We start from the raw sequence: 21,818 nt of genomic DNA, 5'->3' as shown, positions 1-21,818 counted from the left end.
TCAGCCGTCGACGTGACCGGAAAGGGCAACCTGCGCCGACGAAACGGCGACGGCGAGGTCGACGCCCTTCACAAATGTGCCGCCGGCTTTGCGCAGGTCGTTCGCAGTCCCCAAATCCCCCGTCGGATTAAGAGGCTTGACCGTCCCCGCGCCGAGATCGGCAAGCCAGAGACCCGCCTCGCCGGGTATACCTAAAATGACAACTTTCGCCATGTAATGCCCCTAAGTTATTGTTAAAAACCGGCCTTCAATAGGCCCTCCCGATATAGCTCTTTTTGCCAATGTTCCTTGAAGGGGACGATGGCGAGCCACTTCTCGACGTCGAAGACCGGGTTGATGCTTTCGGCTCGTTGCCGATGGAAGAGCGCCCGTTTTCGATCGCCGATCATTGCGCAACTGGCCGCGGCGATGCGATGGGCCGGCGCTTTGTCTTTCATCGCCTCGACATAGGCGATGGCCTCCTCGTACTGTTCCAGGAAAAAACTCGCTCCCGCAGCACACCAGAGATAGGCGTCAGGCGCTATCGGATTGAGCGAAATCGCCTTTTTGATCTTGGCGAGCGCATCGCCGGGGCGGGATGCATGCACGAGCGTGTCGGCATGGCTATAGATGACATCGGCAAAATGCGGGCTGAGTTCTTCCGCCAGATGAAGTGCTGCGACACTGGCATCGACATCGCCGAGATAGAGTTTGGTGACGCCAAGCTCGCGATGGCCCGCCGCCGATGCCGGATCCCGCTCGATGGCCCGAAGTGCATTCTGTTCCGCCAGATGCAGCAGCTCATTGTTTCCCTGCGCCGTCACGAGCCACTCGCTGGTGAAGGTCCTCGCCAGCCCGGTAAATGACGGAGAAAAATCCGCCTTGTGCGACAATGACTGCTTGAATGCCTTCCGTGCCCGGCGGATATGCGGCAATGTCAACTTGCTCATCAGGCTCGAGCCGACCAGATAGGCGTGATAGGCCTCAGGATTGGCTTCGAAACGTAAGCGCTCTTCCTCGTTTTCAGCCAGCTCGCGGGCCACCGACATGGTCAGCTGCTGCGCGATCAGCCGTCTCTGACGCGGCAATATATCGGGCGTCATCGCAAAGCGATTGGCCCAGATAATCTCGTCCGTGGGAAAATAAACCAGCTGGGCGAATAATCCCTCTTCGGAAAGCTTTGTATCCAGAAGATAGGCGATCGAATGACGGGCGACCACGGCAGCCTTCTCGGAGTCGCGGCGGATCTGGCCGGCCGTATGTGGCGCGACGATGGAAATGTTTCTGAGCGCGCAGAGTTCGATCGTGACGTCTTCGATCAGGGCGTTGGCAAGCGCAAGTCCGGCATCGGCATGTTTCGACGTCGGGGGAAGCAGCACCAGGCGAGGCAAGATCAGCGGCATCGGCGATATACGCTCGATGTCGGCAGGTGTCTCACCACCGGCCTCTGACCGCTTCACCTGTACCCGGGCATGATCGTCGCCGTTCGACAAGCTCTCATTGAGGGACGAACTGCCAGATAGCCGGTGCAGTAAGGCTCTGACCTGCTCGTCTTTCGGATCCCGTTCGAGGATCTGCAGGGCGGCGTTGGAAATGGTGCGCGTCGCGCCGGGCTTTTGCGCATCCGGCAGCGCATCCAGCAATGCCTGCCGCAATTGCAGCGCCTGAGTGTCCCGTTGCGCCCTGATCCACGCATCTATCAACTTTGTCGCTGGTTTGATATTTCCGATGAACCCGCGCTGGGTCAGTTCGGCGATCGCGTTCAGCCGCTCCAGCGGCGAACCGCCGGCGCGAAAAATATCCAGATCGCTGGAAACTACCTGCGTGTTGAGACGAACCGTGGTGGCGGTGAAATCGAAGGGCATTTCGGCGCGTCCGCCGTCTGTCTCGCGGATGCGGGAAAGCAGTTTGCGCAGATTGAGCCGCGCCAGATCAGCTTCGACGTCATTCCATAGAAACTGAGCCAATTCATAGCGGCTGTGTTCATGGCCCGCGCCGGCATAGAGATGGGCCATCATCAACAGGCCCTTGATCGGATAGCGAACCGGATCGCCATTCGTCTCGATCAACCGCAGATCGCCGAATGTCTGCAGATGGAGCACGATACGTCCTCAGCTGTTCATAACCGAATCGTGCAACTCAATGTCGCTTTCAGGCAATCCCGCGGCTGCCAGGCTTTTGGCCAACGCCACCAGCTTTTGCCTGATATTCGGGTCCTCGATGGCGATGAATGCCTTGTTGAGCGCCAGTCCCTCTTTCGAGGACAAAAAGCTGTTCAATTCACTCGTCTCGCCATCGATCGGCCCGGCGCCGCCGTTCTCGAAGAAAAAGCCGACGGGCACGCGAAGAATCTCGGATATGCGCTGAAGACGGCTGGCGCCTATTCTATTCGTTCCTTTTTCGTATTTCTGGATCTGCTGGAAGGTAATGCCCAGAAGTTCGGCCAAGCCGTTCTGGGTCATCCCGAGCGTCTTCCGCCGAACTCTCACGCGATTGCCAACATAGACGTCGATCGAATTCGGCGATTTAGCCTTCATGTGAATAAGTCTCCCGCGTTATCAGCACGCCCAGCTGTATAATGGAGAGTTTAAGCAAGAATGCAACTAAAAGTAAATATTTCGTAAGGGTTTTTTTCAGCAGTGCAGACAGTAAAAGCAACCTGTGGATTATTGCAACGGGCGGCATTTGGCGCGGGTGCGCGCCGTGCTTTATCGCGCACGTCGCAGCGGACGAATGCCGTCCGAAATCAGTGCAGCTCCGACGCCGTGTCTAAGAGGCTTTTGCGCAACAGCGATCATCGACTTGGCGAAAACGGGAATCCTTCCGACATATTCAAAATGAACATTGTCGAAGCCGGCATCCAGCAACAGCGTACTCAGCGTGTTTTTCGACCAGAACTTGATATGCCCATGATCCGTCAACGGCATGAAATGGTCGTCCATTTTCCCCACCGCAGCCAGGGCAAGGTTCTTCAGATACCCATGATAGGGCGTCGAAATCACGGCGATGCCGCCCGGCTTGACGAGATCGTACATCGTCGAGGTGAAAGCCTTAGGATCGTAGACATGCTCGACGACCTCCAGGCTGATGACGGCATTGAATGTGCCATATTCCCTGGAAAGGTCGTCATACGCCGAGCCGACATTCAGCGGCAGTTCGGGATAATTGATATTGGCCTTCGCGATGCCATCGCTGGAAGGATCGACGCCGACGACATAATATCCCTTTCCTGCAAGAGCCGCAGCTGCCCCGCCGGTACCGCATCCCAAATCAAAGACGTCTTTCTCAAGAGAACCGTCGAAATGGCTCTCCAGCACATCGAGCACGGCGGGCAAGATGTAGGCGTGCGCGGTGGTCGGTTTGGCGTGAACATAGCTGGTTGCGTCTAGCTCGACGGACATATCCCTTCCCCTCGGCGATTGCGCGGCAAACCCTATCGAAGAATACGTCGAAAATTTGATGGAAATCACCAAAACCCGTCCGATTCCAAGGATATCCAAAATATAATCTATGGTTTCATAATAAAAATAAAAACTTTTGCGCGAAAATAGACAGAGAATATAGTATATACTTACATATGGATAGTTATCATATAATAATTCAGAAATTATCCAGAATATCCCATCTTAATCATAATAACGATAAGAATAATCCGTCGAAATCACGCGGAAGCCGAGCTAACGCTGATCGATTCATAGACCGAATGGTGAGATCATTCGCCATCTGCCACCGCGATTGCTCCTAGCTATATTGGAGATTCCCAATCGACATCAGGTTGAAGCGCCTCCGCCGAAATCTGCAGCGCTCGCTTCCTGATGACACACAAAGGTGCCCAATTGCCGACACGAAGCCAAAGATATTTAACGGCTGAATGTATATGCTTGGCCTAAAGCGCGTCGCGATCTTTTAGATTCGCTCCTCGCGCTTTAGGTCTTTGATTTTACGCATGTCGTTGTCGCAAAACCGCTGCACACTTTTGCGCGACATGCTTTGGTGCAATTCCAGCAAAAGTGCGCGGCGGTTTGAGTCCGGAATTGCGCAAAAACAAAAAGATAGAGGGTTCCGTGGCTTGGAGAAAAACGGAAATGCTCTAGACCGCCCGATCGAAACCCTTCTCGCACGCCGGAGAAGACAAGCTTGCCCGATACTTCGTCGTCCGCATATGCGAAACAGCCGGTGAGAAAACCGCGGATTCCCGTTGTCTTCTGGTTGCTGCTGACGATTTCCCTCTCGCTGGTTATGGGAACGGTGCTGCTTTCCAACGACATGAAACACTTAAAGACGGTCAGCCGTTATTTTAGCTTCGATCTGTTTCTCCCTGAGGTCAGGCCGCCGCCGCCCAAAGCTCTTCCCCGTCCGGCGCCTCCAGCCACCTTCGCGCTTCCCTTGCATGTCATTGAACCGCCGGCCGCACAGACCGCGTCGACTTTTCTACGGACATGGCGGATATCCGGCGCCGCAATGTGTGCGGCGCTGCGCAATGCCGGCATCGAAACCACCGATTGGGCGGCGACGAGCTTCAACGCTGATACGTTCGAATGCTTTTTCGAGCAGAGCGGCAAGCGGGAAAAGGATCAGCTCCCGAACTCCATCTTCGTCATCGTTCGCGGCGACGCCGCCGGCACGATCAACAATATGCGCGTGAAGATCGTCAATCCCGAGACCGATCAAAATGGCCAGCTCGATCCCGGCATTCTGCGAATTTTCCAAATCATGCTGCGGCAACCGCAATGGCTCGATTTTCACGAGACCCTGAACGCCATCAAGAACCTGAGGGATATCAAGGAAGACGGCTTCGGAGCCAGTATCAGCTTCACCCGCGAGGTGCTCAATCCCGGGAATTACAATTTCACACTCTCGCTGGATGCGACTTCAGGACCACAGAAAAGAACGAGAAATTACTTTTCCGGCAGAATATGGCTGCCATTGCCCGACCATGCGGTCGACATCAACAGCGCGCAACCGGAATCAGTCTCCGAGCCTTCCAATGCCGGGGCCCCGGCAGAAAGTCCGGAGCATCGGCATTAGAGCAATTCCAATGGTGCGCCGGCTTCACAGAAATTGTGCAAAAACAAAGAGATAGAGCACTAAAAGGCGGACATCTTCTAGATTTCTGACTTCCCGCCGCGCGCCGACTTATCTCGCCATGTAACTTGCATCGTCGTGATCTCTGGCCAGAATCTTGTAAAGCTCTTTCAAACTGTCCGCACTCGGCCCTTCGGTGCTGTCCCCACCCGCCAGGCGCCAGACACGCTCGACATTGAGGTCCTGCGTGACTTGCGCAAGGTCTTCGTTCAGCGAGCGAATGACGATCTCCGATTGACGCAGCCGCCACGACATTCTGACGAGCGCTGCAAGCGGGAGGAAAATGACGCCGATGATGCCGAGAACAAGGGCTGCGAACTGCCGGTCATCGAGGAGCGATAGATCGTTTCGAACAGGCGCCATAAAAAAAACGGCATTTTGAATTGCCATATAAAAATAGCTCATCAGATAGCTGGACCAATCTTCCATCACGAGCGCCCTCCCCGAGCGGTTTATATCTTGGAATATGCTGAAAAGTCTAGCAGACACCAACAATATCCCCTGCGGCGAAAGTATATTTGAGGTTGCATTACTCTGCTGAATTGAACGCGAATCCCGTGATGGATCGGTGCCGACGAGCCTGGCCCTTCAAATTCCACCGCGGACATGAAAAAAGCTAACAGTGAGAGATAGAATGAATAGAAGACGTTTCCTCGCCTCGGTTCCGCTCGCTCTGTTGTATGTTCGTGCGGGCCAGGCCCTAGCGCAGGTGCCTGCCTCTGCAGGGCTGCGCGCCCTCGCCGATAGGAAGTCGTTCCGATTCGGATCGGCAATCGACCTGCAAAACATCAACGATCCAATCGCTTCCGAGATTTACATCGACAACGTCAATTCAATAACGCCGCGAAACGAGCTGAAGTGGAATGCGACGGAAAAGAGACCGGGTGTTTTCAGCTTCGGTAGCGCCGACCGCATGGTTGCATTTGCACGTAAAAACAACATGAGGGTTTATGGCCATACGCTGATCTGGTATCGCGTCCCGGGCTGGGTGTCTGATATCACGGACGCAAAGACCATTCAGGCGGCCATGAACCGTCATATAAAACAGGTTGTCACTCGCTATAAGAACTCGATCGATGCTTGGGATGTGGTGAACGAGCCGTTGGAGTATGATGCAGCGGATCTGCGGGATTGTGTTTTCCGACGCCTTCTTGGCGACGATTATATCCGTATGAGTTTCGACATGGCGCACCAAGCTAATCCCGGCGCGACGCTGGTCCTCAACGAAACGCATCTGGAGAAAAAATCCGACGTGTTCGAACAGAAGCGTGCGCGCATCCTGAAAATCGTCGAGGATCTCGTCGCCAAAAAAACGCCGATCAATGCGGTAGGGCTGCAGGCGCATTTCCGCCCCGGCCTCGACCGGATCGATCCGGAAGGAATGGGACGCTTCTGCGCGGCGCTGAAGGACATGGGTGTCGGCGTTTTCATCACCGAACTGGATGCGTCCTGCCACTTCCTGAACCGCGACAAAGCCTTCACGCCGGCATCCTACGCCGATATTTTTAGTGACGTGATCACCGTGGCGGCCGAACATGGCGACTTGAAAGGCGTGACAGTATGGGGCATGTCGGAAAAATACGGCGAGCGCGATGAGAAAGCGGCCGATCCCGCTGCGGCTTGCACGAAGCGCGTTAATCTTTACGACGAAAATAATGCGCCAAGAAGTGCGATCGACGGTATCCGGCGGGCAATAGAGGCGATGTGATGCACAAGACAACGGAGACGCGAACAGATTCATGAAAAAAGCCGTTATTTATGTGGAAAAATTTTTGCCTGCCAGCCAGGCGTTTGTTCTCAACCAGGCGGTAGCGTTTCGTTCTTTCGAAGCTGAAATTCTTGCCGGCTCTCGAATTTCTTCGGCGCATACAAAAAAATCCACTGTTCCGGTTCATGACATCCGTCGCTCTCCCATTGCGCGGGCCGGTGAACTGCTACTGAAAATCCCGCAGATCGGCCTTCCCTTCCTCTTTCCTGCGATCGGCAAAGCCGATCTCGTTCACGCCCATTTTGGAAAGAACGGCTATGTCATCGGCCCGCTGGCCCGGGCCGCCGGCAAGCCGCTGATCACGACGTTTCACGGCTTTGACGCCACCTATGGCGGCGATCCGAAAAAGCCGGGCGGCTTCAATCAGGTGCGTTTCTTCGCCAAGGGCCGGAGTGAGATGGCCGGATGGAACAGTTGGAACATCGCCGTTTCCGATTTCATCCGAGACCGGTTGCTGGCACTCGGCTTTCCAGCCGATCGCGTCTATCGCCATCATATCGGCATCGATCTCGATCTCTTCAAAATGGAACCCCGTCCCCGAAAAAAAGGGCGCGTGGTTTCAATTGCCCGCTTCGTCGACTATAAGGGCCATCGTTTCATGATCGATGCGCTTTCGCGTGTGGCTGCCGCCGGCACCCCGGTCGAATTCGTCATGGTCGGCCAGGGTCCCTTGAAGGAGGAAATCGAAGCACTGGCGCGTCGTTCCTTGCCAAGCGTCACGATCCATGAAAATCTGTCGCAGACGGAGATAAGAGATCTGCTCGCCAGTGCGGAGCTTTATCTCCATGGAAGCGTGACCCTCGACAATGGTCACGCCGAAGCTTTCGGCCTCGCAAATCTCGAGGCGGAAGCCGTCGGTACTCCGGTCGTCGCATTTCGCTCGGGAGGCGTCGGCGAAGCGATTGAAGAGGGGAAAACTGGTTATCTCGTGGAGGAGCGGGATGTCGCAGGAATGGCGGACGCGGTCGGAAGACTGCTCAACGACCAGACCCTGTGGACAGCCTTTAGCGCGCGGGCACCGCTTCTGGTGGCCGAGCGCTTCGACTTACGTCGTCAGACGGGGACGCTCGAGGACTATTACAGTTCCGTGCTAGACGAATTTTCCAGCCGGGGTCGGACTTGATGGTGCAGACAGGAAAAAAGCCGAAGTGGGGACTGAACGTATTTCGGCCACTGCGGAACGGATTTGTGAAGGCCAAGTGGCTCTACTATACGAAATTCTGGGGAATGGACATCGATCCGACGGCCAGCTTTTCCTTGAGCGTGCGTTTCGACAAGACCAACCCTAGGGGATTGCATATCGGCGCGGAAACTTACGTCGCCTTTGAGGCAGCGATTCTGACTCACGATCTCACGCGCGGGCTCTATCTCCACACGAGGATCGGCAAGCGCTGCTTCATCGGCGCCCGCAGTATCATTCTGCCCGGCGTCGAGATCGGCGACGAATGCGTCATCGGCTCGGGCTCAGTGGTAACCAAGAGCGTGCCGCCGCGCTCGCTCGTCGCTGGCAATCCGGCAAAGATAATCCGCAGCGACATCAAAATCATTTCGCGTTACGGACGCATGGCAGAGGGCAGTGGTCATCCTCCCACCGCGGAATTCAAGGAAGTGGTGCGACCTTCGGACGGGTCGGAGCGAGTAAGATGAGCGCGATCAAGGTCACCATTCTTTTTTCGACCTACAATGGCGCAAAGACGCTACCTCGGATGCTGGAGGCACTAACCCAAACGACGCTTCCGCGCGACCAGTGGAAGATCGTGGCCGTCGATAACAACAGCAAGGATGCCACAGCCGAGATCCTTAAAACCTTTCAGGCAAGGCTTCCATTGGAAGTCTATTTCGAGCCCAAGCAAGGCAAGGAAAACGCGCTTGCGACAGGCTTCAAACATCTAGAAGGCCAACTCGCCATTTTAACGGATGACGACGTTATTCCGGACCCCGATTGGGTTGAGCAATTTGTAAGGCTCGCCGAGGAGCAGCCAGACTACAACATGTTCGGCGGACTAATTCTGCCGGAGTGGGAACAGCAGCCCGAGGATTGGGTTTTGAAATATGCTCATATGAGCATTCTCTACGCTGTCAACAGCGAGCTCGAGATCGGGCCCATCCCTGCCTATCTTATCTTTGGCCCGAATTCAGCGTTTCGCCGCTCCATCATCGGCGAGGACTATGTCGTTCACGCCAATCTCGGCCCCAATGCAGTCGTTAAACAATACGCCATGGGACAGGATACTGCGTTTGCGCTGCGCCTGGAGAAGAAGGGTGGACGCGCCTATCACTCTACGAAGCCTAGGATTAGGCATATAATCAAGAAAGAATACGTGTCGGAGGGCTGGATTCTCGGAAGAGCAGAGCGATACGGGAAGGGCATGGTCATCCTTCGACCGGAGCTTTTTGATAGAAAATTCAAAGTTAAAGGTGTCCCCGTCGGAGCATTTTTGACCTGGACGGCAATGAAACCTGTCATTCAGATGATGCGGTACGTGCCAAGAAGTAAACTATCCTTTAAAATAAAATGGAATCAAGGACTTAGGAAGGGAATCATTGAGCAGTTCAATGAAGCCAACAATAGATCTGCCGCGGGAGTTAAATAATTTGGCTGCCGTCGATATGGAAAATGACAGCAAGCATATTAGTAAAGATATGCCAAAATTTGATGTTGTGTATTTTTCTTGTAACTTTCCCGAATTAAGTCAAACCTTCGTTTACAATGAAATGCGGGGGCTGCGTGACATCGGAGTCGCAATTCATGTTGTGGCTCAGAAACAGGAAACCAGCAACCCATCTGATCTACCCAAGAAATATGGCTTTACTGACATTCGTTATGCCATCGACGGGACAGGCAGATCCAATAGGGCCAAGAGGGTCTCTTCCTTACTGAGAAATCTGTTCAAGCTGCCGCTAAAGACATCTTACCGCCTCCTGGCATCCATCGCTAGGCGGCGACACAGTGGCAATGGCACACCACTTTCGACTAGAGTTATACTTGCAACGATGCTGCAGCCAAAGCAAAATCGGGCTATCATCCATTGCCATTTCGGTACCGCCGGTCTTGTCGTCGCGCAGTTGAAGAAGGCAGGGCTGGTGGATGCTCCGCTAACCGCCGTCTTTCATGGTTACGACCTCACACAATATATGAAGGACAAGCGTGCGGACATATACGACGATCTGCTCGAACAGGCAGATCTTCTTTTGCCCATCAGTGATCTGTGGCACCGCCGTTTGATCGAACTTGGTGCATCACCTGAGAAGATCCGGACGCAGCGCCTTGGCATTGATTGTAGCGCCTTCCGCTTTAAGGAACGAGTAAAGCGACACGATGCCCCCCTGCGCTTTATTTCAGTTGGCCGCATGACCGAAAAGAAAGGTCAACGCTACGTCATCGAGGCGTTCGCTCGGTTGGTTGCGAACAGGCCGGATCTTGATGTTCGGCTGGACATGATTGGCGACGGTCCATTGCTCAAAAATATTCGCGAACTTGCCGACGATTTTATGCTGGGTGACCGCTTGGTCCTACACGGCAGCGTACAGCATGACAAGGTACGAACGCTTCTGAACGACGCTCATATATTTGTGCTGCCAAGCGTGATTGCTGCCGATGGCGACATGGAGGGGATACCGGTTGCCATCATGGAAGCCATGGCGCTGGGGCTTGCCGTTGTCAGCACGCACCATAGCGGCATCCCGGAACTCGTGGCAGACGGAAAATCTGGCTTGTTGGTGCCTGAACGTGACGTCGAGGCACTACGTGCAGCCATGGAGGCGCTCGCGGAGCAACCAGAAAAAATTGCATCGATGGGACGCGAGGGGCGCGCCATTATCGAGGAACACTATGACGAGCGAAAACAAGCACAAAAGCTCTTCGATGCACTAAGCAGCATAAGCTGACGCTGTGCCCCACACTTGGCTTCGTAACTAAGGTACGTTCAACTGATGTATGAACTTCAACGAATTGACGTATCGGTCGTTATTGCGGCGTATAACTGCGCGCCGTTTGTAGATCGAGCAATCAATTCCGCCCTGTCGCAAGAGGACGTCCGTATTGAAGTAATCGTGGTTGATGATTGCTCCACCGATAACAGCGCCGACGTTGTCCGCGCCCTGGTGGAGCAAGACAAGCGGGTCCGGTTTGTTCAGCTTGAAAAAAACGGCGGTCCATCAGCCGCCCGCAACGCTGGAATTTCGGCATCGCGTGGAACGTGGATTTCTGTGCTGGATGCTGACGATGCATATGCGCCTGGACGGATCAGCCGATTGGTTGAAGCTGCTGAACGGCATTCTGTGGACTTCGCAGCTGACAACTTCCTTTATTTTGACGCCCAATCCGGAGAAATTGGAAGGTCCGCCCTCTCCACGCTGCCGAAAGAGGAACTGGTCGATCTTCATAGTTTCCTACGCCAAGCGCGCCCTTATGCAACGGAAGCCGACTACGGCCTTCTGAAACCAATCTATCGGCGTTCATTCCTCATTGAGCGCGATATAACTTACCCGACAGAGTGGCGGCACGGGGAAGATTTTCTTATTTACGTCAACATTCTTCTGCACACGGGCCATATGCTGCTTTTGAGAGAACCTGGCTATATCTACACGACCAGATCCTCGGGATGGAGTCGCACGGCAGTCGACTATCGGGATCAGGTTGAAGCGACTGCCCGCCTGATGAAAGATCGAAGGGTCGCAGCCGACAAATCGGCAAAGCATCTTCTTTCAACAAGGAAAAAGGCACTCCTCCGCTTATCTACAGAGCGAGCATGTCACCACCATATGGTATCCGGAAACCATCTCGCTTTGGTTCGCGCTGTATTTGGCGATTTTTCGAACGCGGATATTCCATCGAGGATTCTAAGCCGCGCGATCATCAAGAAGATCGCAAGCAAATTCAAGAACGTATAGGACGTCATCCATGGACTTATTCTATTTCAAAGATCCGAAACTCAATTTTGGAGACGATCTGAATGCTTATGTCTGGAAGGAGGTTTTGCCAAAAAACGTCCTGGAATCGCCGGATCTGACCCTCGTTGGCATTGGGAGCATTCTCACCTCAGAGCGCCTAGAGAAGTTCGTCGGCGGCGACAGGAAAATAGCAGTTTTAGGTACCGGAGTATCTTACGGAACGCCCCCGTCTGATATGTCGGGCTGGTGTCTGGCGGCGGTTAGAGGCCCCCTATCGGCTGCGGTCTTGGGTCAGCCGAATCTATCGGTCACTGACGGGGCAATCCTGCTTGCCCTGACCAAGAATCTTTACACAAAACACCACAAGCCTGAAAAAATCATATTCATGCCACATAGATCGTCCCTTCAAAGAGGTTCGTGGGAACCGATCGCAACCGAATTGGGCTTGGAATATGTCAGCCCTCAAACAGATACACTCGAAATTTTGAGGAAGTTCGGCGAGGCAAAGCTGGTCATAACTGAAGCCATGCATGGCGCTATCGTCGCGGATACGATGAGAATCCCGTGGATTCCAGTTACGATTCATCCTCACATTGATGAGTTCAAATGGAAAGATTGGGCGTATTCAATGGACCTTGATTACAGACCAGTATCACTACCGCCCATAAGCGCAGATGATTTTATTTATTATCAAGGCCTTCGCGGGAACCTGAAGAAAATCGGCATCCACGGCACAGATACAATTCGGCCGGGCCAAGATAGGAACATATACTTAGATTACCTAAGTCGTCGATTTTCGCCAAGCTACGAACAACTACACCACCTCACGAACACCATACAGTATATCCGAAAGGCCGCTTCAAAATTTGCTCGAATCACCAAACCTTTATGCAAAGCTAACGCCACGCGGGCCTTGGGAGAGGCTATGAAATCTCCTCAGTACCTAAGTGCACAGGCATTGTTCGATGAGAAGCTCCTAAGGATGCAAGAGGCGATCAGGACGGTTGAAAAATTTGTATCCTGAGCAAGGGCTCGTTGAACAATTGGAGAATGCAAACTTGGCTGGCCAGAAGAACGAAAAAATCGGGGCAAGGGCGCTAAATGCGTCAGCGATCTTGCTTTTTGGTGTGATTTATAATCGCACTGTTTTCCTCGCAACGACGGTCGTCCTCGCTCGCCTTCTATCCCCGGAAGACTTCGGGCTGGTTGCATTGGGAACGAGCCTTTTAACGATTCTGCTTGCGATAACCGAATTATCCCTCGGCAGCGCACTCATTCATCAAAAGGAAATCACGGAAGATGATTTTCATACAGCCTTTACCTTAGGGGCGATCAGAGGCGTCTTGCTTGCAGCTCTTATGGTGGTGAGTGGCTACATAATGGCGGAAGCCTACCATGATGAGCGCCTAATCGGTGTATGTGCAGGTTTGGCCGTCCGACCACTGCTAACCGGCCTCGGAAGCCCGAAGTACATCACTTACTCTAAAGAATTGAGCTTCGGGACTGTAGCCTTCCAAGAGGGGCTGAATTTCACGATACAATTCGTCGTTTCCGTCGCATGGGCCTATCTGACCGACAGCTACTGGGCAATCGTTGCGGGAACGGTAGCGGCGAGCGTTGTCGGAACGGTCATGACGTATATGGCGTCACCTTACGTCCCGAAATTTTCATTCCGATCGCTATCCAAGCTTCTGCATTTTTCTATATGGCTGACGCTGAACCAAGCCGTCTCAGCTGTAGGCAACAGATTTGATAACTTCCTGGCCGGCGGGTGGCTCGGCATCGCGACCTTTGGCGCATACAACGTTGGTAACAATACTGCAGGTTTGATAACCCAGTCAGCTATTTTGCCCCTACAGCGCGTTCTATTCCCGAGTTTTGCGAAAATATCCCATGACAAGCAACGCGTTCAAAGCGCATTTCAAAGGAGTCAATCCTCGCTTTTCGCGATCGGCATGGCTGTCGGTGCCGGCCAAGCTCTGGTTGCCGAGCCCTTTGTGTATCTTGCTTTGGGACCTCATTGGCCCGTAGCGATACTCGTAATCCAGGTCATCGCTCCGATCTTGGGCTGGCAGATAGTCTTTGGCCCGGCAAATGCGCTCGCTTCCGCCCTTGGCGAGACAAAGATGCTCTTCAACAGGACGCTTCTTCTCCTGATCTTTAGAGTGCCAATTGTGTTTATCGGCTTGTATTTCTATGGACTGCCCGGGCTGCTCATATCGAGAGCAATATCGGGTGGGATCGTTGTTTCCATCGTCAATATCTACGTGGTTAAAAAACTTACCGGATTGACGTTGTGGGACCAACTTGGCGTCACTTGGCGTTCTTGGGTCAGTGGTCTTGCGATGGCGGCGGTCGTTCTGGGATTAGGCGCGAACTCCGCGCCGATTTCCAGTCACCTTGATGCGGCGTATGCGTTGGCCTGGATGATTTCTGTTGGTGGAATTGTCTATTGCGGGGTTCACGCATTTCTATGGGTAGTTGGGGGTCGTTCAGAGATCGGCATTGAAGCCGAGATCGCGAAGGTTCTTGCGAAAATATACCGCCGCTATCGAAAAATACCTCAAAGATCGCCGCTTTGACGTGGCAGCAGAGCGTTTCAGCGGGCAAAAACATGAGGCTTTTCTCTTTCGACCTCACCAAAAGGATTGGTCACTGATGTCGGATCTATTCGTCAGCGTGCTCTTTTCATCCTACAACGGCGCCAGCCGCCGGCTGCGCCATATGTTGGAATCCTTGGTGTGCCAGGACCTTCCCCATGACCGATGGGAACTGGTCGCGGTCGACAACAACAGCAATGACGACACGTTCGATCTTTTGACGTCGTATAGCGACAAGCTTCCGATCACCATCCTGCAACAGCGCAAGCCGGGAAAGTCCGGGGCGCTCAATTTGGCTCTGGATCGGGTGAATGGAGATATCGTCGTCATTACTGACGACGATATCCGCGCGGAACCTAACTGGCTGAAAGCAATCGTTGATTGCGCCGTCGCCTACCCGGGCTATGGCGTCTTCGGCGGCCGGATTGTCCCCGATTGGGAAAAAGAACCCAAAGGCCTCTTTATCAACTGGATTCCGATGGGATCGACATTTGCGATCGCCAATGAAACGCAAAGCGGGCCGTGTGACCCGACAAAGGTCTGGGGCCCGAACACGATCATCCGGCGAGAGCTGCTTGGAACAAGCGTGCGCTACCGGGAAGATATCGGACCTCTGCCGGGGGGGATGTTCGCCATGGGCGAAGATCAGGAAATCATCATGCGACTTTCCGGACGCGGCGTGAAACCCTATCATTGCGCTGAAGCAATTGTTCACCACTGGATTCCTGCATCCAGCGTGAACGAACTTTGGATTCAGAAGCGCGGCGAACGGCTAGGATACGGTATTCCCGCGCTCTTTCCGGATGAGGTTCCTGGAGGGGTAAGGCTACGCGGAGTTCCGCTGCGGACCTGGGTCGAAAGCGTGCAATGGTCCCTGCGGGCAGCCATGCTTTATCTCTTGCCGCAATCGAAGACGCGTTTCTGGGCTATCTGGAAGTATTACTACATGCGTGGGTATCGTGCCGGAATTCGCAGATACGCGCCCGCGACGCTAGCGCGGTGATCGGTGGCCCAGGAGGCGGTAAATTTGAAACTCTCGGTGCTGATCAACAACTTCAACTACGGCCGCTTTTTGCGCCCATGCATCGACAGCGTTCTGTCGCAGGCATACCCCGACTTCGAAGTGATCGTGGTCGACGATGGTTCCACCGATGATTCCCAAGAGATTCTTGCTTCCTATGGCGAGCGGATCCTGACCGTGTTGAAGGAAAATGGCGGCCAGGCCTCGAGCTTCAACGCGGGTTTTGCGGCCGCAAGCGGTGATATCCTCTTTCTCCTCGATGCCGATGATGCATTTTTGCCTGGCAAACTCGCTCGTATAGCCGAAATCTACGACCGCAGCGAGATTGACTGGTGCTTCGACCGGGTGACGACTGAGGAAAGCGACCAGCCTCCAGCAGAACTGCAAGTGACACTGTTCGACAAGCGAGACACGCTTCGCAGGGGTGGCTTTCCGTCGCTTCCGGTGCCGACATCCGGCCTGAGCTTCCGCCGCAGGCTGTTGTCCCAGATACTGCCGATGTCCGTCGCGACTGACGTCGTCCTCAGCGACAATTATATCAAGTTTGCTGCTGCCTTTCTGGGTCGCGGCGCGATCGTCGAAACACCGCTGACGTTTCAGCGCATTCATGAGTCGAACCGATACACGGGCACAAGCAGGGCAAAGACGCTGCGCCCACGGATCATGATCGCGACAGGGCTCGAACTGGCACGCCGCTACGACGGGCTGCAGGCACTCGGCAAGAGCCTCGTGGCCGGCGGAATTGCCGAAACGACATCGCTGCTGAAACTCCGGGGCGAAGCTCGCAACACGGTGGCCGGCGGTCCGTTCGGCGATGCTGCCGCGACCGAAGTGGCCTTGATGGCGGCGCGCAAGCGTTTGGGAAATATGCTGCGGAGAGGACAGTCATGAATCAGCAAGAGACTTTTCCGCATTCATCCGTCGGCACAGAAGCAGGCGTCGCACCACTGAAGATCGCCGTCGGTGTGCTGACCTATCGGCGCCTCGACGGGATTGCCAAGCTGCTTGACGTCATGACGCGCCAAGTCAGGCACCCGGCTCGCCCCTATCATCTCACCATGGTGATCGTGGATAACGATGCGGCGGGCAGCGCGAGGACCACGGTAGAGAGCTTTGGCCAAACAGGTGCCTACGACCTGATCTACGTCATCGAACAAAACCAGGGCATACCCTTTGCACGCAATCGCGCACTGGATTCGGCACCTCCAGGCACCGACCTCTTCTGCTTTCTCGACGATGACGAATGGCCGGTCGACGGCTGGCTGGATGCGATGCTGGAGACACGGGAGAAAAACCGCGCCGATTGCGTCTATGGCCCCGTCCAACCGGTCTATCCCGAAAACCCGCCGGAATATTTCATCAAGGCAAAGGTGTTCGAGCGCAAGAAGAACACGGACGGTCAACGCATTTCTTATGCGGCCTCGAACAACGTCATGTTCGACTATCCCCTGATCCGCTCATGGAATCTGCGTTTTGAAGAGAAGATGCGCTTCACCGGGGGCACGGATTACCTCTTCTTCAACCAAGCCATCCGCCGTGGCATGCAGGTCTTCTGGGCTGACAAGGCGCTTGTCCATGATATCGTTCCGGCCAGCCGGATGACCTGGAAATGGGTATTGCAAAGACAATACCGGCTCGGCAATACCTTCGCAGTCAGCGAGGTCCTGCATGGTAACCTCAAGCGTCGGATCTATCGCGCGGCCTATGGCGCCACGAGAGTGATCCTCGGACTGGTCATGCTGCCGGCGATCTTGATTTCACCCTATTGGGGCATGCGAGCCCTCACCCATGTTCTGCGCGGCGCGGGCATGGTTAACGGGATTCTCGGCCATGCATACCAGGAATACAAGCCCAATGCCGCTCTCTGATATTTGTTTGCGCGAGCGCCCTTGGAAGAGTTTTGACCCTTATTATGTTCCAGTTGAAAATATAATGAGTGATTGGCTGTCCATGAACTTCAAGGCTTCAATCAACCGGGCCAAAAATGGTACACTTCTATTGAACTATCGTGACACAATCGCTGTTCGTACAGAACGGTTTTTCGCCCCTATCATCGGTCAAATATAGGAGATGCCTGTCTATGACTGAGAAGAAATTGAAGGTTCTCGCTGCATCGTCAGGAGGCGGCCACTGGGAGCAGTTGATGGCCATGCGCGGCGCATTCGAGGGCTGCGATATCGTCTTTGCAACGACCATCCCGGGACTGCTTGCAAAATACGATATTCGGGACGGACTAGTGCTTCCCGATTGCAGCCGCGACTCGATTACCATGTCGATCCGGTGCTTTTTCAGCGCCTTTTCCATCGTCATCAAACAGAGGCCCGACGTTGTCATCTCGACCGGTGCCGCGCCCGGGCTTTTTTGCCTGCTTGCCGGTAAATTGACGGGCAAGCGGACGATCTGGATCGATAGCGTCGCCAATGTCGAGAAGCTCTCCCTATCAGGAAAACTGGCTGGCCATATTGCGACGCTCTGGCTCACACAATGGCAGCATCTTTCACGGCCGGATGGCCCCCACTACGCAGGAGCTGTCCTTTGATCCTTGTCACCGTCGGAACGCAGCTGCCGTTTGATCGCCTCGTCAAATCTGTCGACACCTTCGCAAAGGAACTGTCCAAACCGGTTCTGGCGCAGATCGGCAAGGGCACCTACACGCCACAGAACATGAAATGGATCAAGAATATCGAGCCCGCGGACTTCGATAGAGTCTTTTTCGATGCAAGCGTCATCGTCTCTCACGCGGGAATTGGCACTGTGCTTACGGCGAAACGTTTTGGAAAGCCGATCATTCTCGTTCCCCGGCAGGCATCTCTCGGCGAGCATAGAAACGATCATCAGCTTGCCACGGTAGGCCAACTCGCAGGCCGACCGGGTATCTACGTTGCACATACCGATGACGATCTCAGGAACTATCTGCTCGAAGACCTGGATAGCCCGTCTCACGAAGATTCGTCGGAGGCCGGTCGGGCTTCACTAGTCACCTACCTGAAAAACTATATCGCAGCAGTCTGAACCTTGAGAGCCGTCAGGGACAGCGACGGGCATGAGAGAATTTTTCATTCTCCGCAATTGTTGCCGGCGATACGTTTGACGAGTTCAGGCGCGATGATTTTGGAGGCCATGTCAGGCAGAGGATGCGCGCCATCAGGAATTGCCGCGGCCAGATCATCCGGCGTGAGACGCTCCCAGTGCGGCCGGTGGTCGACAAACTCCAGACCACGTTTTTCCGCCTCTGCCTGATGGGCAGAGACATAGCTGTCGGCAAAGGGGCGGATTAGCCCACGCAATCCTGAAAACGGATTCATGGCCATGACGATGATCCGCGCTTGCGGCAGGCGCTGCCGGAACTGGTCGAGGATGTCGCCGATATTCTTTCGGCTTTGCGCAAGCGACACGAACCGATGCAATGTCGCATCATTAGCGTAGAGTTCAATCAGGATAATATCCGGCTGCGCGGCAACGACGCGATCAATCTGGGTCAGGGCCCATAGCGACGTCTCCCCGCTCTTTGCAACGCTCTCGACTTTCACGGGCCTTTGCAGGCAGGCTGAAAGCCCTGTCTCGAGAGCGGGCTGCCATCCCCCGCGGGCCGTCAGGGATGTTCCGAAAGCCACTATTTTCAGTGGCGGAAGGCTCTCGGCAAAGGTAGCCCGAGTCATTGAAAATATTACGAGGCAGGCGAAAAAGAGAATGAGCTCACAAACCAGTCGTCTCTCAGTTTGCACCGCTCGCCAAAGCCGCAAATATATCATAAAGACACCATATCTCGGCGGAGCCTACACGTTACGCGGCAGCCGATCCGGCTGGAAGAGGCTCCAAACCCTACGCTGGAGCTTGTTGAGCACGAGTTGACAACTGCTTTCCGAGCCGTTGGAAAGGCTGCTCAATCCACCTGAAAGAGAGGTAAGCTAGGGCGACCGTTCCAAGAACCGTAATAATCAGCAACGAGACAGCATGCGTTATCGGCTCCTCTATTCCGGCTTTCTCCAAAGCGTTCATTCCGATGGTGAGCGGGATCATGTGCGCCAGATAGACGGAATACGATCTCTCACCGATCCACAAAGCAACACGGCTGGTGAGTAGCTGAGACAGCCTCGACTTGTAAGCGTTTATGTGGGCCAATACGCAAGCCGATACGGCAACCCAAATAGAGATCGGAAGTACGCTGGGCACCCTGAGAAGGACCAGGGCTCCGATAACAAAAATGGCGATAGTGGCAATCGTGGAGATTTGAATCGACCGCGTTTTCTGCCAATTCAGTAGATGATGTGTAGCGATGCCTATCGCAAAAAAGATGGCATATCTCCCGACAAAGCCCATGGGCATCGCCCTGCCTATGAAGGCCAAGACCAAAAACACCGCCAAAAGTCCGAGGGCCATGGACCATGATCGCCTCGCCGCGAGAAGCGCCGGAATGACAAACGGAGCGATTAGGTAAAATTGCCATTCAAGCGAAATGCTCCACGCCTGACCAAGAAACGCATATTCTCCTTGGGGAATGATGCGGTCCGGAATGAGGCTGTGAAGGGCGGGGATGTGGGTGGCGATGTTCGGCCAAAAATAGGAGATCGACGAAGCAAGAATATGCGATCGAGCCTCTTTCATCGCCCCAGCTGGGGCATCCTGCCAAACAAAGGGCAGCAACAAGGTTATGGCGACGGAGGCCGACAGGTAGACCCAATAGACAGGGAAGATGCGCAAGGCTCGGCGCGCAATGTAGATGCCGTAAGGCTCATGAGACCGGTCTATCAGGACCGCAATGGCGAACCCGCTTAGAATGATGAACACGTCGACCGCTTGTCTATTGGACAGGTTCGCGGGAATGTGGGGAATAGAAAGGAAAATGGATGAGGTGAAATGACCAAGCAAAACCCAAATGGCCATTACTCCGCGAAGTCCGTCGTATTCCCTGATGTGCCGCATGTCCGGGCTCCCAGCTATTTCAGCTCAGAAACAGCCTTGATATTGCATTGCAGCAAGAAAGCATAGCGTAAATCGCGCGATCTACCATCTTTCGGCGATGGGCACCTTGTATGACGAAATGCCCGTCACTTCGCATGACGGGCTTTTCTTTTCGCTGCCTTTGCTGTGATCAATGCTTCCCAGTATCCGGCCACCGAGCCGTGAATCGCTCTAGGTGACTTTAATGAAGACAGCCGCCAATCACTCCTGACGAAATACGTGCTGCATCTGATCGGTCAGCGGCTTCGTCAGATAGGATATGACGGTCCGGTCGCCGATCTTGATAAAGACCTCGGCCGGCATGCCGGGATAGAGCTTTATCGTCTTCATCCTGGCAATGCTTTCAGCTTTCGGCTTGACGCGCAGTGGATAGTAGCTGATGCCCGTGCGCTCATCCTTGACGATATCAGGGGCGATTGAGGTAATTTCACCGCTCACATCAGGCGTCGTGCGTTGATCGAAAGCACTGAAACGCACATCGACGGACTGGCCGACGTGAACCTGGTCAATATCGCGGGTGGCGACTTTCGCCTCGACCGTAAGTTCGTTATTTTCGGGAACGACGAGCATCAACGTCTGACCGGGATCGATGACGCCATTGACGGTGTGAACCGAAAGTTCGTGAACTCGCCCAGTCAGCGGCGCGGTAATGTCGAGACGGTGCAGCTGATCGAGTGCGGTTCCGCGGCGCTCTTCATATTCGGCAATCTGTGCCTCGACGTCGGTCAGGTCCTTTGCGATCTCCGAACGACGATCCTCATCCAGCTGGATCGACTGGCGATCGATCTCGATTGCCTTACCCTCGGCCTCCGCCTTTGCTGCGATTTCCTGGCCGCTGTTGCCCTGGAGATCGGCGCGTGCGCGCTTGAGCGTATTCAAACGCTGAAGCGTGACGAGCCCCTTCTTGTAGAGCGTATCAATGCCCTCAAGCTCCTGTTCGATCAAGCCCAACGCATCATTGGTGGCATTGATCTGAACGACCAACCCCTTTACCTGCTCGCCCAGCTGATCCTTGCGCGATGCCAACTGGCTCTTCATTCCGATAAGCGCCGTCCTGCGACTGTCGAACAACTTCTGCTCACCATCGAGAAGCTTCTCCGCGGAGGTGCTAGATGTCAGATCACTGATGTTTTCCTCGACCTCGAACGAATCGGCGCCGATCCGTTCCGCCTTCAGACGGGCGCGGCGCGCATAAAGCTGAGCGAGCGTGCTTTCGACAATCGAGAGGTTCGCTCTTGTCGTCGTCCCATCGAGCCGTATCAACACCTGCCCTGCCGTCACGTGGTCGTTTTCGGCGACCAGCAGTTCCGACACGATACCACCTGTCAGGTGCTGAACCTTCTTGACATCGCCGTCGACGACGATCACGCCCTCGCCGATGACTGCGCTCGAAAGCTCTGTCGTCGCCGCCCAACCGCCAATGCCGCAAACGAGGGCTAGCGACAACGCACCGACAACGGCAACATGCCGATTGAGGGAGCGTTTCGATTCACTGATAACTTTACTCACA

22 protein-coding genes are annotated in these 21,818 nt (G+C 54.5%); 14 read left to right on the top strand and 8 right to left on the bottom strand.

Features of this window, described 5'->3' with window-relative positions; all coding sequences use genetic code 11:
• From AC1D2N_RS01100 to AC1D2N_RS01085, 4 genes are all read right to left on the bottom strand, one after another.
• Nucleotides 1-213, bottom strand: a complete 213-nt coding sequence (locus tag AC1D2N_RS01100) for a hypothetical protein (protein WP_065277193.1) — start codon at nucleotides 211-213, stop codon at nucleotides 1-3.
• Between the two features lie 20 nt (nucleotides 214-233).
• Nucleotides 234-2,081, bottom strand: coding sequence for a peptide antibiotic resistance protein (locus AC1D2N_RS01095; protein ID WP_130729358.1), 1,848 nt, complete (start codon nucleotides 2,079-2,081; stop codon nucleotides 234-236).
• 9 nt (nucleotides 2,082-2,090) lie between these two features.
• A complete protein-coding gene (locus AC1D2N_RS01090) occupies nucleotides 2,091-2,516 on the bottom strand; it encodes a helix-turn-helix domain-containing protein (protein WP_018243196.1) in 426 nt (141 codons plus the stop codon).
• A 171-nt stretch (nucleotides 2,517-2,687) separates the two neighbouring features.
• The gene (locus AC1D2N_RS01085) at nucleotides 2,688-3,380 is read right to left on the bottom strand and encodes a class I SAM-dependent methyltransferase (RefSeq protein ID WP_130729493.1); all 693 of its coding nucleotides are present in this window, start codon (nucleotides 3,378-3,380) and stop codon (nucleotides 2,688-2,690) included.
• 736 nt (nucleotides 3,381-4,116) lie between these two features.
• On the opposite strand from AC1D2N_RS01085, the gene AC1D2N_RS01080 reads away from it, so the two are divergent.
• On the top strand, nucleotides 4,117-5,007 hold the full coding sequence (locus AC1D2N_RS01080) for a DUF6030 family protein (RefSeq protein WP_130729359.1): 891 nt from the start codon (nucleotides 4,117-4,119) through the stop codon (nucleotides 5,005-5,007).
• A gap of 108 nt (nucleotides 5,008-5,115) precedes the next feature.
• Here the strand turns inward: AC1D2N_RS01080 and AC1D2N_RS01075 are convergent, their stop codons facing one another.
• On the bottom strand, nucleotides 5,116-5,559 hold the full coding sequence (locus tag AC1D2N_RS01075; RefSeq protein ID WP_130729360.1) for a hypothetical protein: 444 nt from the start codon (nucleotides 5,557-5,559) through the stop codon (nucleotides 5,116-5,118).
• 139 nt (nucleotides 5,560-5,698) lie between these two features.
• Between AC1D2N_RS01075 and AC1D2N_RS01070 the strand changes: the two genes are divergently transcribed.
• From AC1D2N_RS01070 to AC1D2N_RS01010, 13 genes are all read left to right on the top strand, one after another.
• Nucleotides 5,699-6,772: an endo-1,4-beta-xylanase gene (locus tag AC1D2N_RS01070; protein WP_018446806.1), complete on the top strand. Its 1,074-nt coding sequence runs from the start codon at nucleotides 5,699-5,701 to the stop codon at nucleotides 6,770-6,772.
• A 31-nt stretch (nucleotides 6,773-6,803) separates the two neighbouring features.
• Nucleotides 6,804-7,955, top strand: coding sequence for a glycosyltransferase (locus AC1D2N_RS01065; RefSeq protein WP_128408351.1), 1,152 nt, complete (start codon nucleotides 6,804-6,806; stop codon nucleotides 7,953-7,955).
• A complete protein-coding gene (locus AC1D2N_RS01060; RefSeq protein ID WP_130729494.1) occupies nucleotides 7,955-8,479 on the top strand; it encodes an acyltransferase in 525 nt (174 codons plus the stop codon). The genes AC1D2N_RS01065 and AC1D2N_RS01060 overlap by 1 nt, the downstream gene beginning before the upstream one ends.
• Complete coding sequence (locus AC1D2N_RS01055) at nucleotides 8,476-9,426, top strand: glycosyltransferase (RefSeq protein WP_130729361.1); 951 nt, start codon at nucleotides 8,476-8,478, stop codon at nucleotides 9,424-9,426. Before AC1D2N_RS01060 ends, AC1D2N_RS01055 begins: the two co-directional genes overlap by 4 nt.
• On the top strand, nucleotides 9,377-10,720 hold the full coding sequence (locus tag AC1D2N_RS01050; RefSeq protein WP_245484562.1) for a glycosyltransferase: 1,344 nt from the start codon (nucleotides 9,377-9,379) through the stop codon (nucleotides 10,718-10,720). The genes AC1D2N_RS01055 and AC1D2N_RS01050 overlap by 50 nt, the downstream gene beginning before the upstream one ends.
• A 45-nt stretch (nucleotides 10,721-10,765) precedes the next feature.
• The gene (locus AC1D2N_RS01045; protein WP_130729362.1) at nucleotides 10,766-11,725 is read left to right on the top strand and encodes a glycosyltransferase family 2 protein; all 960 of its coding nucleotides are present in this window, start codon (nucleotides 10,766-10,768) and stop codon (nucleotides 11,723-11,725) included.
• A gap of 10 nt (nucleotides 11,726-11,735) precedes the next feature.
• On the top strand, nucleotides 11,736-12,749 hold the full coding sequence (locus AC1D2N_RS01040) for a polysaccharide pyruvyl transferase family protein (RefSeq protein ID WP_130729363.1): 1,014 nt from the start codon (nucleotides 11,736-11,738) through the stop codon (nucleotides 12,747-12,749).
• Nucleotides 12,730-14,307 carry a lipopolysaccharide biosynthesis protein gene (locus AC1D2N_RS01035; RefSeq protein WP_245484563.1) on the top strand — a complete coding sequence of 526 codons (1,578 nt, stop codon included), beginning with the start codon at nucleotides 12,730-12,732 and terminating at the stop codon, nucleotides 14,305-14,307. The genes AC1D2N_RS01040 and AC1D2N_RS01035 overlap by 20 nt, the downstream gene beginning before the upstream one ends.
• A gap of 76 nt (nucleotides 14,308-14,383) precedes the next feature.
• Nucleotides 14,384-15,328 carry a glycosyltransferase family 2 protein gene (locus tag AC1D2N_RS01030; RefSeq protein WP_130729497.1) on the top strand — a complete coding sequence of 315 codons (945 nt, stop codon included), beginning with the start codon at nucleotides 14,384-14,386 and terminating at the stop codon, nucleotides 15,326-15,328.
• Nucleotides 15,329-15,352: 24 nt separating this feature from the next.
• Nucleotides 15,353-16,237, top strand: a complete 885-nt coding sequence (locus AC1D2N_RS01025) for a glycosyltransferase family 2 protein (protein ID WP_130729498.1) — start codon at nucleotides 15,353-15,355, stop codon at nucleotides 16,235-16,237.
• On the top strand, nucleotides 16,234-17,214 hold the full coding sequence (locus AC1D2N_RS01020; RefSeq protein WP_130729364.1) for a glycosyltransferase family A protein: 981 nt from the start codon (nucleotides 16,234-16,236) through the stop codon (nucleotides 17,212-17,214). The genes AC1D2N_RS01025 and AC1D2N_RS01020 overlap by 4 nt, the downstream gene beginning before the upstream one ends.
• A gap of 212 nt (nucleotides 17,215-17,426) precedes the next feature.
• Complete coding sequence (locus tag AC1D2N_RS01015; RefSeq protein ID WP_027683437.1) at nucleotides 17,427-17,885, top strand: glycosyltransferase family protein; 459 nt, start codon at nucleotides 17,427-17,429, stop codon at nucleotides 17,883-17,885.
• A complete protein-coding gene (locus AC1D2N_RS01010; RefSeq protein WP_128400022.1) occupies nucleotides 17,882-18,358 on the top strand; it encodes a glycosyltransferase in 477 nt (158 codons plus the stop codon). The genes AC1D2N_RS01015 and AC1D2N_RS01010 overlap by 4 nt, the downstream gene beginning before the upstream one ends.
• Before the next feature lie 44 nt (nucleotides 18,359-18,402).
• Here the strand turns inward: AC1D2N_RS01010 and AC1D2N_RS01005 are convergent, their stop codons facing one another.
• The 3 genes from AC1D2N_RS01005 to AC1D2N_RS00995 form a co-directional block, all read right to left on the bottom strand.
• Nucleotides 18,403-19,098: an SGNH/GDSL hydrolase family protein gene (locus tag AC1D2N_RS01005; protein ID WP_130729365.1), complete on the bottom strand. Its 696-nt coding sequence runs from the start codon at nucleotides 19,096-19,098 to the stop codon at nucleotides 18,403-18,405.
• Between the two features lie 70 nt (nucleotides 19,099-19,168).
• The gene (locus AC1D2N_RS01000; RefSeq protein WP_130729366.1) at nucleotides 19,169-20,269 is read right to left on the bottom strand and encodes an acyltransferase family protein; all 1,101 of its coding nucleotides are present in this window, start codon (nucleotides 20,267-20,269) and stop codon (nucleotides 19,169-19,171) included.
• A gap of 240 nt (nucleotides 20,270-20,509) precedes the next feature.
• Complete coding sequence (locus tag AC1D2N_RS00995) at nucleotides 20,510-21,817, bottom strand: HlyD family type I secretion periplasmic adaptor subunit (protein WP_130729367.1); 1,308 nt, start codon at nucleotides 21,815-21,817, stop codon at nucleotides 20,510-20,512.
• Nucleotide 21,818 lies beyond the last annotated feature (1 nt).

This window comes from Rhizobium sp. P1_B8, from assembly GCF_056406515.1.
Note: the sequence above shows the minus strand (reverse complement) of the source record. Positions and strands in the feature narration are given on the sequence as shown.